We start from the raw sequence: 15,717 nt of genomic DNA on the forward strand, positions 1-15,717 counted from the left end.
CGGGGGACGAGACGGAAGGAAAGCCGATGGCTGTCGACTACGCAGTGATCGTTGTCTATCTGGCCGGCATGCTCGGCATGGGCTGGTGGGGCATGCGCCGCGCCAAGACCAAGAGCGAGTTCCTGGTCGCGGGCCGTCGCCTCGGCCCCACGATGTACTCCGGCACCATGGCCGCCATCGTCCTCGGCGGCGCCTCCACCATCGGCGGCGTGGGACTCGGCTACAAGTACGGCCTTTCGGGTGCCTGGATGGTCTTCACCATCGGCCTCGGCCTGCTGGCGCTGAGCATCTTCTTCTCGGCCCGCATCGCCCGCCTCAAGGTGTACACGGTCTCCGAGATGCTCGACCTGCGCTACGGCGGCAAGGCCGGCCTCATCTCCGGCGTCGTGATGTGGGCGTACACACTGATGCTCGCGGTCACCTCGACCATCGCCTACGCCACCATCTTCGATGTCCTCTTCGACATCAACCGCACCGCCTCGATCATCCTCGGCGGCGCCATCGTCGTCGCGTACTCGACCCTCGGCGGCATGTGGTCGATCACCCTCACCGACATGGTGCAGTTCGTCGTGAAGACGGTCGGCGTGCTCCTGCTCCTGCTGCCGATCGCGGTCGTCAAGGCCGGTGGCTTCGCCGAGATGAAGGCGCAGCTGCCCACCGAGTACTTCTCTCCTCTCGGCATCGGCGGCGAGACGATCTTCACGTACGTCCTGATCTACACCTTCGGCATGCTGATCGGCCAGGACATCTGGCAGCGGGTGTTCACGGCGCGCAGCGACAAGGTCGCGAGCTACGGCGGCACGGTCGCGGGCACGTACTGCCTCGTCTACGCCCTGGCCGGCGCCGTGATCGGCACCGCCGCCCGGGTTCTCTACCCGAAGCTGTCCAACGCCGACGACGCCTTCGCCACCATCGTCAAGGACGAACTGCCCATCGGTGTGCGCGGTCTGGTGCTGGCCGCGGCCCTCGCCGCCGTCATGTCCACCTCCTCCGGCGCGCTCATCGCCTGCGCCACCGTCGCCAACAACGACATCTGGTCGCGGCTGCGCGGTCTCACGTCCCGGCGCGGTGACGACCACGACGAGGTGAAGGGCAACCGTGCCTTCATCCTGATCATGGGCGTCGCGGTGATCTGTATCGCCATCGCGCTCAACAACGTCATCGAGGCCCTCACCGTCGCGTACAACCTGCTCGTCGGCGGTCTGCTCGTGCCCATCCTGGGCGGCCTGCTGTGGAAGCGCGGCACCGTGTACGGCGCGCTCGCCTCGGTGGTCGTCGGCGGCGTCGCGGTCATCGGTCTGATGGCGTCGTACGGAATTCTCGCCAACGAGCCCGTCTACTACGGCCTGCTGCTGTCGCTGGCGGCGTACGTGATCGTCTCTCTGGCGACCAGGCCGACGGACCCCGCGATCCTGGCCAACTGGCGTGAGCGCCTGGCGGGCCGGTCCACCGAGGACGAAGAGGCCGCGGCCGAGCCAGTGGCTGTCCCGAGCTAAAGTCGAATTACCGCAACGAAGCGTACGAAAGAAGGCAATTCACATGAGCAGCAACGAGCAGCCGCGCGGCCCGATCGACTCGTCCCGTATTCCGCGGTACGCCGGACCCGCGACGTTCGCCCGGCTGCCCCGGCTGGACGAGGTCGGCCGCGCCGACGTCGCCGTGGTCGGTGTTCCCTTCGACGCCGGGGTCTCCTACCGTCCCGGCGCACGCTTCGGCGGTAACGCGATCCGCGAGGCGTCGAGGCTCCTGCGCCCGTACAACCCGGCGCAGGACGCCTCGCCCTTCGCGCTCGCGCAGGTCGCGGACGCGGGTGACATCGCCGCGAACCCCTTCAACATCAACGAGGCCGTCGAGACGATCGAGGCCGCGGCCGACGACCTGCTCGGCACCGGCGCGCGGATGATGACGCTCGGCGGCGACCACACCATCGCGCTGCCGCTGCTGCGCTCGGTCGCCAAGAAGCACGGCCCGGTCGCGCTGCTGCACTTCGACGCGCACCTGGACACCTGGGACACGTACTTCGGCGCGGAGTACACCCATGGAACTCCCTTCAGGCGGGCCGTCGAGGAGGGCATCCTCGACACCTCCGCCCTCTCCCATGTGGGCATCCGCGGCCCGCTGTACGGCAAGCAGGACCTGACCGACGACGAGAAGATGGGCTTCGGCATCGTCACCTCCTCCGACGTCTACCGCCGGGGCGCCGACGAGGTCGCCGACCAGCTGCGCCAGCGCATCGGTGACCGTCCGCTCTACATCTCCATCGACATCGACTGTCTCGACCCGGCCCACGCCCCGGGCACCGGCACCCCCGAGGCGGGCGGCATGACCTCCCGCGAGCTGCTGGAGATTCTGCGCGGACTGGCCTCCTGCAACCTGGTCTCGGCGGACGTCGTCGAGGTCGCGCCGGCGTACGACCACGCCGAGATCACCTCGGTCGCGGCGTCGCACACGGCGTACGAGCTGACGACGATCATGTCCCGCCAGATCGCGGAGGGTCGCGCCAAGTGACGCACGACCACGACCTCGTACTGCGTCCGACAAAGGCCCAGACGGCGGCCGCGCTGTCTCCTCCGCCCGGACGCAACGGCGGCGATCTCGTCGTCGAGACCCTGGCCGGCCTGGGCGCGACCACCGTCTTCGGCCTCCCCGGCCAGCACGCGCTCGGCATGTTCGACGCACTGCGCCGCTCGCAGCTGGAGTACGTCGGACTGCGCGTCGAGAACAACGCGGGCTTCGCGGCCGACGCGTACGGCCGAGTGACGGGTGAGGTGGCCCCGCTGCTGCTCTCCACCGGCCCGGGTGCGCTGATGTCGCTGGCCGCGCTCCAGGAGTCGGCCGCGGCTTCGGCACCCGTGCTCGCGATCGGCAGCCAGGTTCCGACCGCCGGTCTCGGCGGCGGCCGGCACGGCTACCTTCACGAACTGCGCGACCAGCAGGCGTCGTTCAGGGATGTGGTGAAGTCGGTCCACACGGCCCGTAAGCAGTCCCAGATCCCGTCGGCCATCGCGGCGGCGTGGCAGTCGGCACTGACCGCTCCGCACGGACCGGTGTGGGTGGAGATCCCCCAGGACGTCCTGCTGGCCCAGACGACACTGCCGGTCGTCACGGCGATGGACGCGACCCCGCACGAGGTCGTACCGCGCCCCGAACTGACCGCGGTGGCGGCCGACTTGCTGTCCCGCGCCTCCCGTCCGGCGATCATCGCGGGCGGCGGAGTCGTACGCTCCGACGCGTCCGGCAAGCTGCTCGCACTCGCGGAGAAGCTTCACGCCCCGGTCGTCACGACCTTCGGCGGCAAGGGCGCGTTCCCGTGGGAGCACCCGCTCTCACTCCAGTCCTGGCTCGAGGACCGCCACACCACGGACTTCCTGGAGTCCGCGGACGTACTGCTGGTCGTCGGCTCCGGCCTGGGCGAACTGTCCTCGAACTACCACACGTTCGCGCCGCGCGGCCGGGTCATCCAGATCGAGGCGGACGCGGGCAAGCTGGAGTCCAACCACCCGGGCCTCGGCATCCACGCGGATGCGCGGCTCGCGCTGTCGGCGCTGCTGGAGACGGTGGAGGAGCGCTCCGACGAGTCGGCTGCGGAGTCCGTACGCACGGTCCTGTCCGAGGTCCGAGCCCGCATCGACTCCCAGTCCCTCACCCTGGAACAGCAGGTGCTCGCGTCGGTACGGGAGGCCCTGCCCGACGACGCTCCGAGCTTCTGGGACATGACGATCCTGGCCTACTGGGCCTGGTCGGCCTTCGACGCCCGCCACCCGAACACCATGCACTCGGCCCAGGGCGCGGGCGGCCTCGGCTACGGCTTCCCGGCGGCCTTGGGCGCGGCGGCGGCGGACCGCTCCCGCCCGGTCCTCGCGGTCTCGGGCGACGGCGGCGCGATGTACTCGATCGCGGAGCTGGCGACGGCCCGCCAGTACGACCTCCCGGTCACCTGGCTGATCGTGGACGACGGTGGCTACGGCATCCTGCGCGAGTACATGGAGGACGCGTTCGGCGAGGCGACGGCGACGGAACTGTCCCGCCCCGACTTCGTGGCGCTGGCGGAGTCCTTCGGGGTGCCGGCGGTCCGTACGACTCCCCAGTCCCTGACGGAAGACCTGGGCAAGGCGCTGATGGAGCCGGGCCCGTCGGTGGTGGTGCTCCCGGCACTCCTGCGGATGTTCGCTGCGACGCACGCCTGAGACGTCGCTCTGAATCCCTGGCCCCGCTGCCCCATCCCCCTGGGCAGCGGGGCCAGGTCATCTCTGAACGGCCCAGGAAACGTGGACAGTTACGAGGACATGGAGGGCGCGGATTCTTCTCAGGCAGATCGGGGTTTCAACAGCGCCTGGAGCGCGGCTCCAGCGATGCAGCACCGAAATCCGGTGTCGTCGTCGAGCATGGTCGACGAGGCATCATTGAACGATGAGGGCGTGGCACGAGAGAAGGGGCTGGTGAACGCGCCGGCCTTCAACTCGTAGCGGCTGGCAGCGCTCCGAGTACTGCACCATTCCCAAGTGTTGCCGCACATGTCGTACACCCCGTACGGACTTACACCACTGTGGAAGCGGCTTACGGGCGTGGTGGTGCCGATCCCGCTCTCCCTGGCGTTGCACTTCGCGGGTGTAGCGCCGTTCCCCCACGGATACACATTGCCCTTTACGCCCCTGGCCGCCTTCTCCCATTGTTGAGAGCTCGGCAGCTCCTTACCTGCCCAGGAGGCGTACGACGCCGCATCGCACCAGGTGACGAAGGTAACCGGATGATCGAAGAGCGTGTCTGGACACTTACCCTTGGGCCAATGCTCTGGAGGTTGGCGTCCCGTTGCAGCAACGAACCGCGCGTAATCGGAGTTCGTTACCGGGAAGATGTCGATGTAGAAGGCGGGGAGCCAGACAGGCTTGTTGCCGGCCCCGCTCAAGTAGACGCCAGCATCGACGAACGCCATTTGCTTGCCGTCGTTCGGGTGCCTTTCTTGCTGTTGTTGTGGAAGGTCATGGGTACCGTTTGGACTCTGGCCCGGCAAGACCGATTCGTAGCCACCCGTGAGGCTGACGAAGCGTTCGTGGACGTCTGGACTGGATGCCTTCAACGACGTGTCCAGGGCAGCCTGGTTGACTTCGCGAATGGCTATCGTCTCGCCTCGGAGCTCCCAGGTGGAGAGGGTTCGCTCGCTGACTCCGAGGTGAGCAGCGAAAGCTTCAAGGCTCATGCGCTTCGCCTTGCGTAATGCTTTGGCCTCTCGGCCCGTCCAGCGCTCTACCGTGGCCACCCGTCCTCCCTGCTTTCTGCGTGACCAAGCCTAGCCACCAGCCCCATGCTCGGTTTCTGGATCAGATCGAGTCGCCGGCTACGTCCATGTATTCCTTGCGGAGAATGCTGATGATGGGGTGATCGCCGGGCATCTGTGTGTCATCGATGCGCGTGATGGCGCGCACTCCGATGGCGGCGTTGGTCGCGAAGGCCGCCTCCATGGAAGCGAGGTCACCGAGAGAGACGGGTGCGCCCTGGTGTTCGTGGGCTTCTTGGAGGAGCCGCATCGTCACGCCTACGAGGCAGTCAGCCTCCGGCCAGATCACCTGTTCGCCGTCGAAGAAGCCGATATTCCAGGTGCCGCCCTCGGAGATGAGTTCTCCCTCGTCTACGAAGAGCGCGTCGTCGAATCCGTTGAGCTGAGCCGCTCGCCGATGGCGGAGCAGTCCGAAGAGCCCCACGCTCTTCACCTCGGGAGCGTCTCGTACGTACAAGGACGACTGCACGTGCAGAGGTGGGAGGGGCAGGGCGGCGGCCGGCCTATGCGTGACGAGGACCTTGGGGTCCGTGGCGTGGTCCGGATGTCCCAGGTCCGTGGTCGGGTCGAACACCGTGACGCGGATCGTGGTCGACCCGTGGGCAGGTGCCATCCGCCGGATGAGTTCGCGTACACGCTCGGCGTCGAGGTCAGCTCCGAACAGGGCACGGCAGTCGCGGGCGAGCCTGTCCAGGTGAAGTGAGAGGCCGCGGACTCGGCCTTCGTCCACTCGGAGACTCGTGAAGTGGCCGTAGTTGGTGAGGGCGAGCGTCTGGAGCTCATCCAGGCTGACGGGGCGTCCGTTGAGTTCTGCCATGGGCCCAGCATGGCAGTCGCGCCCCGCGCGCCTTTGCTGCGAGCTCTCGCGCGGGCTCGAACTTCGGTGAAACTTCAGGGCCACGACAGTGGGACGACATTCCGACCGCATAACTGTGCGCGCCAGGCTGGTGACCCAAGGTTGAGGTCACGCTCCATCCACTTGAGAGCGGAGACCTTGCAGACGACTCGCGCCCACAAGACGCAGGAGGATCCCGTGGCCACCGTGGTGAGTGTCGAGCAAAGACTGAGCATGAACCTCACCGTCGAGCCTGCTGGGCTGCGGGCCATCCGCCATGACATCGCAAGCCGTCTGGGCGAGTGGAGCCTCGGGGCCATGGCCGACGATGTGGTTTCAGTTGTTGTCGAACTGCTGACCAACGTCTTTGAGCACGCCGAAGGCACCTGCGATCTGGAGATCCAGGCCCTGGCGGATCAGCTCTTCGTCAGCGTCAGCGACACGGTGATTGATCCGCCGTCCATAAGCCCTCACTCAAGCACCGCAGAAGGAGGGCGGGGGCTTCTCTTGGTGGACGCCCTGACAGAGCACTGGGAGACGACGATCACGGTTTCCGGGAAGGTCGTCACCTGCATGTTCAAGATCACGAGCCGGCCGACTCGGGAGGGGTGACCTGTGGCCCTCGAAGGAAGCCAGATCGTGAGGGAGCTCTCGCAGTACATTCACCAACATCCGGACGAGGCGTTGGCGCTACTGCCGCTCTACGACGCGACACGCGATCACGCGATGCGAGGCACCTGTCTCCACGACAACAGGTGCCCGCTGGTCACTGCCGGAGCCCTCCTCGTCAATGAGCAGGACCGCGTATTTGCCCTGCGGGACGGGAATCGGTGGGCGTTCGCCGAGGGTGTTCCTGGAGAGGAGGACGAATCGCTGAGCCACGTGGCGCTCCGCGTCCTGGAAGAGTTCGCAGGCGTCCGCGACGTATGGACGGTCCCCGGAAGCGAGGGCCCGTTGGTGATCGATGTATCGATGGCGGCCCCAGAGCTCGGCCCCCGCCTACGCGTAGGGTTCCGCTACTTCTTCCGTGCTCACTCCAGAGCCATTTGCCCCAGCGTGATCGAGATGGGCGAGGTGCGCTGGCTTCTCATGCCTGAGATTGGGACCCCACCTATTCAGGATCGCTTGCTGTCTCAGTTGGCAGCTGCGCCATGAGCCCCAGAGCTCAGCAAGTCGCTTACGTCCTAACCGTCTTGGCGATCGGTGGCTCGCTGGTCTGGGCCTTCCTCAGGGGCGGCAACTGATGAGTCACCGGGCCCGTCGGCCAAAGGTCTTGATCTTCCCCGACAACTCGACCTGGCATATGGACGAGCCACACGCCATCTACAGCCCTTCCCTAGCTCATCAACGGCGAGCAGGCCCGGCCGTCGCCGTTGCTGTCCAAAGCGAGTTCGCTCCCTCCGTGGAGGTTGCCGTGCATACCGCTCACCTTCCAATTGCTACTTCCGAAGTCGACTGGACTGCCCTACGGAACTTTGCTGCTCTTCGGGGCCAGCTCAGGGTGTCCTTCACCCCCCGCTGCAACATCGCCTGCTGGTTCTGCCATAACGAGGGCGACGTACCGCCCCCGCTGACCCGGCAGGACCGCTCGCAACAGCCGCGCCCTCGAGGACTCGCCCCGGAGGGGTACGTCGCGCTCATCACCTCCCTGATGGAAGCAGGGCTGAAGCGCGTCTACTTCACCGGCGGCGAGCCCCTGACCTCCCCCATGGCCCGCCCAGTATTGGAGCAGCTCCCCGAGCCCGGCCCGGACGCCTCGTATACCTTGATCACCAACGGCACCCGTATCCGTACGCATCGGTCCTGGCTGTCCAAGACACACTTGGACAAGGTGAAGGTGTCCCTGCACTACTTCTCCGACGACTCCTTGCAGGCCATCGCCGGAACCCGAATCGGGATCAACGCGGTTCTGGACGGCATCGAGGCCACGCGGGAAATCTTCGAGCGGGTGGAGCTGAACACCCTCCTTCAAACGGAGAACGCTCACGAGGTCCGGCAGATCCTCGACTTCGCGCTGGGGCGGCGGATGCCAGTGCAGTTCATCGAACTCGTTGGCACCGACTTCAACGAAGGTCGGGCGTCTTCTGCCGTGTCGGCCGACGAGATCGTTACCTACCTGCGCACGCTGACCAGCGACGAGCACACCGAAGTGGCGGGCGTTGGGCAGGGCCGACGGGTCTTCACCGTCGATGGCATCGAGATCGATGTCATCCACCGCAACCTCGGGCGCCACCACGTCGGCCAGTGTGGCGCATGCCAACTTCGCACGAAGTGCGTCGAGGGGTTCTGGGCGCTGCGAGTTGACCACGACGGTGGCATCCAGCCCTGCTTGCTCCGCGATGACCTGCGCCTGGACATCAAGGAACTCCTGACTGATCCGGCCCGGCTCGCGGAGGTCGTTGCCGGGCACGTCACATCGTTCACCGAGGGGACTCTATGAGCCTTCTGCACTCGTACCTGCCCATCGACTTCGACGGTCCCCACAATCCGTTCGTCGTCCTCGAAGGTGTCTCCGGGATAGGGAAGTCGACGCTCGCCGCAACCCTGGCCAAGCGCCTGCAGGCGACCAAACTGCACACTCTCCCGATGCCCCACTCCCGCTGGTCTTCGTCAGTGAACAAGCGGCTGCGGCCCCTGCCGCAGTTTGCCTTCTACCTCTCGGGAGTCCTCCACGCCGCCGACTGCATCCGCCAATCCCGGATGATCGGCCCCGTGGTCGCTGACCGCTACATCTCCTCGGTCATCGCGTGTCACGGCGCCGTTCATGGCGTGCAGACAGAAGCGGTCACCGAGCTCTTGGATCCCTTCCGGCCGTATCTGGAGATCCCCACCCACACGTTCTACCTGCGCTGCTCAGAATCGGTGCTGGGAGAGCGAATGGCCAGTAAACCGGACATGAAGCAGGACGACACAGACCTCTTCTCCGTCCCCGGACGACTGGCGCAACTGCTGGCCAACTTTGAGGCGGTGGCGGCCGCTGACAGTACGGCCGTTGTCGTCGAAACCGACGACAAGACGCCCGACGATCTCGCGGACGGGATCATTGCCCATCTGGAGGGCCAGGGTGCTTAACCCCATCAACACCGAAGCCGTCATCCGCGACGGCGGCGCCATCGGCCGGTTTCCCGGTGAGATCCACGAAGGCGTCGGCTGGTGGGTGGGCGCCTGCCTCGTCGTCACCGCCAAGGCCAACCGAATCGCGGTCGCTCGCGACGGCCACGAGACCAGTGCCGCGTTCTACAAGCGCCTTTGCCGGGGCGCCATCAATGCCCAGCACTTCGCCTGCAGCGTCGCCGACCTCCATGTAGCTGACGAGGCCTCGCTGATCTGGACCATGAAGGAGCTGGGCTCCTTACCGGGCGCGCTGGTCACCACAACGGTAGGCGATGACGGCGCCGAGACCGTGAGGATCTCGCTGTACGACTGTGAAGGGCAGCCACTCGGCGAAGAGGCTGGGCTGGCCCGGATTCGCCGAATGATCGCGGAGGATCGTGTGCCGATCCCCGTCAATGGTCAGGCCAAGGGCCGAGTGGAGGACTACGTCCCGCATCGTTCGAGGAAGGGGTGATGGAGTGATCGACGCAGCCGAGATCATCCGGACCGGTACCAGCATCCTGTTCCTCACCCTCGACTCGTTACGGTACGACGCTGCCCGCACGGCTCTCGACGACGGGCTGACGCCACGCATGGCGAGCCTGCTGCCCGAGGGAGGCTGGGAGCGTCGGCACACCCCCGGCAGCTTCACGCTCCCCGCGCACATGGCGTTCTTCTCCGGGTTCCTACCCAAGCTTCCGCAGCCCGAGCAGCCGCCGCGCCTGTGGGAGTGCCGCCCGCCGGCCTTCAAGGCAGTCGCCAAGGAGACGTTCGTCTTTGAGGCGTCGAACCTTCTCGGCGGCCTCGCGGAGCACGGCTACCGAAGCGTCTGCATGGGCGGCGTCACCTACTTCTCGCGCGAGACACCGCTCGGCGCCGTCCTGCCCGACATGTTCGACGAGGACCACTGGCGGCCGGAGTTCTGCTCGCCCGAGATGGACTCCACACGCCACCAAGTCGACCAGGCCCTGGAGATCGCCGAGAAGTACCACGGCCGCCCGCTGTACCTCTTCGTCAACGTCTCGGCCACCCACGTCCCTCACGGCCACTACCTCGGCGACAGCCGAGACACCCTCGCGTCCCAGTGTGCCGCGCTCGCCTACGCCGACGATCACCTCGGGCGCCTGATCGCCACTCTGACCGCGAAGCAACGGTGGCTGATCATCATGTGCGCCGACCACGGCGACGCTTTCGGCGATGACGGATTCCGCGGCCGGGGCATCGCTCACCCCGTCGTCATGAACGTGCCGTTCGCGGCGATGGTGCGCTGATGACCGCTACCCTCGGCAGGCATGAGCGACGACCTCCAAGGCCGCGGGCCAGTACGCGACGCTTCCGTTGTGGTGGCCCTCGACGCTGATGGCCTGGTGGCCCTCCTGAGCTCCGGTTTTCCCCGTCACGGCGGCGAGTATTTGTTCTTGCCGGGCGGGCGGAGGGAAGACGGTGAGACCTCGGAGCAGTGTGCACGCCGCGAGCTGCGTGAAGAGGCCGGCATCACCGCCGAGTCGTGGAGGTCGCTCGGCTCGTACGCCATGACCCTCGACTCCACGGCGCGCGTCCACCTCTTCGTAGCTCGCCAGTTGACGTACGGCCGGCAGGAGCTCACCCCCACCGAGGAGGACTTCAAGCTCGCCTGGTGGCCCATGAGCGACGCGATCACGGCGGCGTCTGATGGACGCTTTCTCCTACCCGCCGGGCCGTTGGCCCTGCTCCTCGCCGACAGGTTGGCTGAGGCTTACTGAGCGACACTCGGATGAAGCGCAGTCACCATCCCTACGACGGTGGTGCCGAAGCCTTCCTCCGGGCTGCCGACCCCTTTGTCTGCGATGGCAGCCCTGGTTCAGGCGACAGCCGACGGGAGCAGATGAACACCGCCGCTATGCCGGCCATGGCGAGAAGCACTCGGCCCGGCAGCCCCGGGGTGGTCGGCCGACCGTGAGCTAAGAGGAAGGCGCGCTGCCGATGTCCCTGCGCATGGCCGTCCGCAGGCCCGCCACCGCCTCGTCGTACAGCGCCAGAGCCCGCTGGTAGTCGGGCGATTCGACGGCGCAACCGCGGGACGCAAGGTCCCTGAGGTCACGCAAACGGTGAAGTGCCGTACCGGCAAACCGCGTTACCGCCTCAGGCGCCAGCAGTGAGACCTGCTCGCGCGCCTGGTAAACGCCTGCCGTCCGGAACGCCTCCCCGGCCTCGGACAGCCGACCGGCCGCAGCGGTGTCGCCCAGCGCGACCGAACGTATGCCCTCGCTGCCCGTGTGGAGCGCGGCGAGGTAGCCGGCGTAGGCGTCACGCCGTGCCTCGTGTGAGCGGAGAGCCAGCTCACGGCGCCACCGCACCCGGTCTGCCAGCAACGTGACCAGAGCGCCGAGGATCGTGCCGAGCAGAGCGGGCAGAGCCGCCGACAAACCCACGGGGCGAGTGTAGGGCGCAGAACGTCCGTCCCCGTCCGCCCGGGGGGCGACAGCAGCGCGGAGCCCGGGCCGCTCCGTGGGACGTACACTCCACCCATGGGTTGCACACATGCGGTGACAGAGGGCCTGCGACAGGCACCTCGCGCGCTGTGCACCACCGGCCCCGGGGCCCGCTGCCGCGCCTTGCACGGCCACGGCTGATCAGTTCCCTACGGGCCCAGCCCGGCCCCTGCCCCGCCCGTGGAGCTTCTCCGCGCTGTCAGGCCCTCTTTTCGGTTTGCGGAACACCGCACCACTTTTCTGTCTCCTGAGCACCACCCCCGCGGCTTCTCGGTGTGCCGCCGGCATCGCCCTCGGCGACGGCCGGACGGCCGGCTGCCGCACCCTCGAGAGGACCCTTGTGAAGTTGAGTGAGTTGCTGGCCGGGCACGACCATGAGGTGCTTCTGGGCGATCCGGAGACGAGGATCACCGCGGGAACGTGCTTCGACGCCCACCGCGTCTCGCCGGGTTCGCTGTTCATCGCGGTGCCCGGTCACTGCGAGGGTGGCCCCGAGCTCGTCGGACCCGCTCTGGCGCGTGGCGCGGTCGCGATACTCGTCGACGAGGCGGTACCCGATCTCCCGGCGGCCGTGCGGGCGTCGGCCGCCGGAGTGTGTGTCGTACGGGTGCCGGACACGCGGCAGGCGGCCGCGGTCGTCACCTCCCGCTACTACGGCGACCCCGGGCGGGAGATGGACATGGTGGCCGTCACCGGCACCAACGGGAAGACGTCGGTGTCGTACATGGTCGAGTCCGTGCTGCGCATCGCCGAGGGCGCGCGGGTAGGGGTGATCGGGACGGCCGGTAGCCGGATCGGCGACGAACTGATCCCGATGCCGCGATCCGTGCTGACCACACCGGAGTCGCCGGACTTCCAGTACCTGCTGGGACACATGCGCGACCGCGAGGTGGGCACCGTGGTCCTGGAGGCCACGTCCATGGGCTTGCTGACCCACCGCGTGGACCACGCGTTCCTCGACGTGGGGATCTTCACCAACCTCACCCAGGACCATCTGGACGATCACGGCACCATGGAGAACTACCGGGACGCCAAGCTGCGCCTGTTCCAGGGGCTGTGCCGGCGCGCGGTGGTCAATGCGGACGACCCTGTGGGCGCAGGCATCCGGGCGATGATGCCGGGCGCGGTCACCACGTACGCGCTCGACGCCGATGCCGACTACCGGGCGAGCGACCTCAGCATGAACGCCCTCGGTACGCGCTTCATCCTCCACCACGCCGGACGCAAGTACCCGGCTGCGATCCGCGTCCCCGGCCGGTTCTCGGTGGCCAACGCGCTGGCCACCGTGGCCGCCTGCCATGCCCTGGGGCACGACCTGACAGGGCTGGTCGCGGCACTCGACCGGATGCCTCCGGTTCCGGGGCGGTTCGAACGCTTCGAGACGCCCCGCGGCACGTCCGTGATCGTGGACTACGCACACTCTCCCGACTCCCTGGACAAGGTGCTCACGGCCATCCGGGACTTCGCCACCGGCCGGGTCATCACCGTCTTCGGCTGCGGAGGCGACCGGGACATCACCAAGCGCGCTCGGATGGGCGAGATCGCCGGGACTCTCTCCGATCTGTGCGTCCTCACTTCGGACAACCCGCGGAACGAAGACCCCGAGACGATCATGGATCAGATCACGCCAGGTCTCACGGTGACGGGCACCCGGTTCGAGCGGGTCGCCGACCGCCGCCGGGCCATCGCCTTCGCGCTGTCCGCCGCGGAGCGGGACGACATCGTCCTGGTCGCGGGGAAGGGCAGCGAGCCGTACCAGATCGTCGGCGAACAGCTGCTCCCTTTCAGCGACATGGCGACGGTGCGCGAACTCGCTGCCGTGCAGGAGTAGTACGCGGCGGACGCCGTTCGCGGCGGCCACGCGAGTCCGGACCGTGCGGCCGAACGTTCATGGGAAGTCCGCCCGGGCTCGACCCCTCGCGACCTAACGTGGCGGCATGCGTCTGCGAAACGTACTCGCCGCCGTCAGTGCCGTGCTGGCCGTCGTCGGCTCTGTGGCCGCCGCCCCCTCGGGCAACGGGTACCCCCCGTCCGGCAGTTGCTCGGCCCGCGTCGGCATCGACAGTTACTCCGACGTGCTCGACAAGACCCAGTTCCAGGGCTCCTTCGTCGGCAACCTCTCCGCTCTCGCCGTCGACCGGGACGGCCGCATCGCCGCGCTCTCCGACCGGTCCGAGCTGTTCACCCTGGACGCGCGTACCTACGCGCCCCGCACCGTCGTCCCCCTCGCCGACGAGAACGGCGCGCAGCTCGACTCCGAAGGGCTCGTCGTCGAGCGCGACGGCAGCCGGCTCGTCACCTCGGAGACCGAGCCGTCCGTACGCCACTACGGACGGGACGGGACCCTCCTCGGCAGGCTGCCCGTGCCCGACGCTCTCAAGGTCGCTCCGGCCGGGCGAGCGGTCCGGAACCTCACCTTCGAGGGGCTGACCCTGCAGTCCGGTGGCCGCGCTCTCGTCGCCGCCATGGAGAGCCCGATCGCCGGAGACGGCGCGGGGATCGTACGGATGCAGACCTGGCGGCGGGCCACCCCCCGACACGATTTCCGGCTCTCCGCCCAGTACGCGTATCCGGCCGATGCCAAGCTCGGGATCAGCGAGACCACCGCCACCGGCGACGGGCGGCTGCTGGTGCTCGAGCGCGGGTTCACCGCCGGGGTCGGCAACACCGTCCGGCTCTACCTCGCCGACCTGCGGCATGCCACCGACGTCAGCGATGTCGCGTACGTCACAGGGCAGGCAGGGCAGGAAGGCGTCCGGCTCGTACGCAAGACACTGCTCGCCGACCTCGTCGACTGCCCCTCCCTCGGTGCGCCCGCCAAGCAGCCCCAGCCCAATCCTCTGCTCGACAACATCGAGGCCCTGGCCGTCACTTCACGAGGTCCCGGCGGGCGGCTGCACGTCCTGCTCGCCAGTGACGACAACCAGAACGCCGCCCAGACCACCCGGCTCTACCGGATGACGATTCAGTTGCCACGCCACTGATCTGTACAACTTTTCGGCCAGTCGTGAGTCATGAGTGGCGGGCGCGCCGGAAAGGGCGCGCCCGCACCAGGCACACAGGGGACGGGAAAAGCCTCCATGACTCACCACCGAATAGGCGGTCGCGCACGCGCCGCCGCCGCGGTTCTCGCCGCCGCGACGCTCGTGCCGCTCGCCACCGGCGCCTCGCCCGCGGCCGCCGTCACGCCGACGGTCAGCTGCACCTCCGGCAAGTCGGGACTCGCCGCCAAGCTGACCCAGGACATCACCGCCTCGCTCGCGGGCCGCGCGTCCACGACCGCCGTCGCCGTGCGCGACAACACCACGAACACCACCTGCGGGCTGCGGATCGGCGATCGTTACGACTCCGCCAGCGTCGTCAAGGTCACCGTCCTGACGACGCTCCTGTGGGATGCCCAGAAGACCGGTCGTCAGCTGACCGACCGCGAGAAGCAGCTCGCCTCCGACATGATCACCAAGTCGGACAACGCCGCCACCAGCGCGCTGTGGAAGCAGCTCGGCGTCACCAAGATCCAGGGCTTCCTCAACGTCGCCAAGATGTCCCGCACCATCCCCGGCTCGGGCGGCTACTGGGGCCTCACCCAGATCAGCGCCGGCGACCAGATGCTCTTGCTGAATCTGCTGGCCCTGAAGAACACCGTCCTCACCGACGCCTCGCGCGGCTACACCCTCGGCCTCATGTACAAGGTCGTCACCTCGCAGCGCTGGGGCGTCTCGGCCGGCGCCCCCAGCACGGCCCGCGTCCAGCTCAAGAACGGCTGGCTCTCCCGGGCCACCCACGGCTGGCGCGTCCACAGCGTCGGCGCCTTCACCAGCGGCGGTCACAGCTACACGATCTCCGTGCTGACGCACGACAACAGCTCCATGCAGTACGGCGTCGACACCATCCAGCGGGTCGCCCGCGCGGTCCACAAGGACTTGGCCCCCACGGCCACTGCGGCGTCCGAGGTCTTCACGCCGCCCGCCGTCCCGCAGGAGGCTCTGCCGGGCACCCCGGAGACGGCTCCGAGGGACGCGGTCCCCGCCACCCGCTGACCCAGA

At 67.8% G+C, this 15,717-nt stretch carries 16 protein-coding genes; 13 read left to right on the top strand and 3 right to left on the bottom strand.

The features are described 5' to 3' along the window. Window positions 1-26 precede the first annotated feature (26 nt). The 3 genes from OG729_RS25315 to OG729_RS25325 are packed head-to-tail and all read left to right on the top strand — an operon-like array spanning window position 27 to window position 4,187. Entirely contained in the window at window positions 27-1,496 is a 1,470-nt protein-coding gene (locus OG729_RS25315) for a sodium:solute symporter (protein ID WP_360882830.1), read from the top strand. 43 nt (window positions 1,497-1,539) lie between these two features. Then, window positions 1,540-2,508 (top strand): agmatinase, encoded by a 969-nt coding sequence (gene speB / locus OG729_RS25320; protein WP_360882833.1) that lies wholly within the window; start codon window positions 1,540-1,542, stop codon window positions 2,506-2,508. Further along, the gene (locus tag OG729_RS25325; protein WP_405808194.1) at window positions 2,505-4,187 is read left to right on the top strand and encodes a thiamine pyrophosphate-binding protein; all 1,683 of its coding nucleotides are present in this window, start codon (window positions 2,505-2,507) and stop codon (window positions 4,185-4,187) included. The genes speB and OG729_RS25325 overlap by 4 nt, the downstream gene beginning before the upstream one ends. 119 nt (window positions 4,188-4,306) lie before the next feature. Here the strand turns inward: OG729_RS25325 and OG729_RS25330 are convergent, their stop codons facing one another. Continuing rightward, complete coding sequence (locus OG729_RS25330; RefSeq protein ID WP_405808195.1) at window positions 4,307-5,257, bottom strand: SUMF1/EgtB/PvdO family nonheme iron enzyme; 951 nt, start codon at window positions 5,255-5,257, stop codon at window positions 4,307-4,309. Window positions 5,258-5,318: 61 nt separating this feature from the next. After that, a complete protein-coding gene (locus OG729_RS25335; RefSeq protein WP_405808196.1) occupies window positions 5,319-6,092 on the bottom strand; it encodes an aminotransferase class IV family protein in 774 nt (257 codons plus the stop codon). Window positions 6,093-6,308: 216 nt separating this feature from the next. Between OG729_RS25335 and OG729_RS25340 the strand changes: the two genes are divergently transcribed. The 7 genes from OG729_RS25340 to OG729_RS25370 all read left to right on the top strand — a co-directional run bounded on the left by OG729_RS25340 (window position 6,309) and on the right by OG729_RS25370 (window position 10,945). Further along, entirely contained in the window at window positions 6,309-6,722 is a 414-nt protein-coding gene (locus OG729_RS25340; RefSeq protein ID WP_405808197.1) for an ATP-binding protein, read from the top strand. 27 nt (window positions 6,723-6,749) lie between these two features. Continuing rightward, window positions 6,750-7,265, top strand: coding sequence for an NUDIX hydrolase (locus OG729_RS25345; RefSeq protein ID WP_405808198.1), 516 nt, complete (start codon window positions 6,750-6,752; stop codon window positions 7,263-7,265). A gap of 247 nt (window positions 7,266-7,512) precedes the next feature. Then, window positions 7,513-8,550, top strand: a complete 1,038-nt coding sequence (locus OG729_RS25350) for a radical SAM protein (RefSeq protein WP_405808199.1) — start codon at window positions 7,513-7,515, stop codon at window positions 8,548-8,550. After that, on the top strand, window positions 8,547-9,182 hold the full coding sequence (locus OG729_RS25355) for a thymidylate kinase (protein WP_360882853.1): 636 nt from the start codon (window positions 8,547-8,549) through the stop codon (window positions 9,180-9,182). The genes OG729_RS25350 and OG729_RS25355 overlap by 4 nt, the downstream gene beginning before the upstream one ends. Continuing rightward, window positions 9,175-9,678: a hypothetical protein gene (locus tag OG729_RS25360; RefSeq protein ID WP_360882856.1), complete on the top strand. Its 504-nt coding sequence runs from the start codon at window positions 9,175-9,177 to the stop codon at window positions 9,676-9,678. Before OG729_RS25355 ends, OG729_RS25360 begins: the two co-directional genes overlap by 8 nt. Window positions 9,679-9,682: 4 nt before the next feature. Next, complete coding sequence (locus tag OG729_RS25365) at window positions 9,683-10,474, top strand: STM4013/SEN3800 family hydrolase (protein WP_360882859.1); 792 nt, start codon at window positions 9,683-9,685, stop codon at window positions 10,472-10,474. Between the two features lie 21 nt (window positions 10,475-10,495). Further along, window positions 10,496-10,945: an NUDIX hydrolase gene (locus OG729_RS25370; RefSeq protein WP_360882862.1), complete on the top strand. Its 450-nt coding sequence runs from the start codon at window positions 10,496-10,498 to the stop codon at window positions 10,943-10,945. Window positions 10,946-11,143: 198 nt separating this feature from the next. Here OG729_RS25370 and OG729_RS25375 read toward each other — a convergent pair whose 3' ends face one another. Further along, window positions 11,144-11,614, bottom strand: a complete 471-nt coding sequence (locus OG729_RS25375) for a hypothetical protein (protein WP_405808200.1) — start codon at window positions 11,612-11,614, stop codon at window positions 11,144-11,146. 400 nt (window positions 11,615-12,014) lie between these two features. Here OG729_RS25375 and OG729_RS25380 point away from each other — a divergent pair, with 400 nt between their 5' ends. From OG729_RS25380 to OG729_RS25390, 3 genes are all read left to right on the top strand, one after another. Beyond that, window positions 12,015-13,505, top strand: a complete 1,491-nt coding sequence (locus OG729_RS25380) for a UDP-N-acetylmuramoyl-L-alanyl-D-glutamate--2,6-diaminopimelate ligase (protein ID WP_405808201.1) — start codon at window positions 12,015-12,017, stop codon at window positions 13,503-13,505. 106 nt (window positions 13,506-13,611) lie between these two features. After that, entirely contained in the window at window positions 13,612-14,658 is a 1,047-nt protein-coding gene (locus OG729_RS25385; protein WP_405808202.1) for an esterase-like activity of phytase family protein, read from the top strand. A 96-nt stretch (window positions 14,659-14,754) separates the two neighbouring features. Continuing rightward, entirely contained in the window at window positions 14,755-15,711 is a 957-nt protein-coding gene (locus OG729_RS25390; RefSeq protein WP_360882872.1) for a serine hydrolase, read from the top strand. Window positions 15,712-15,717 lie beyond the last annotated feature (6 nt).

It is taken from the genome of Streptomyces sp. NBC_00210 (assembly GCF_045160975.1).
Lineage (GTDB): Bacteria > Actinomycetota > Actinomycetes > Streptomycetales > Streptomycetaceae > Streptomyces.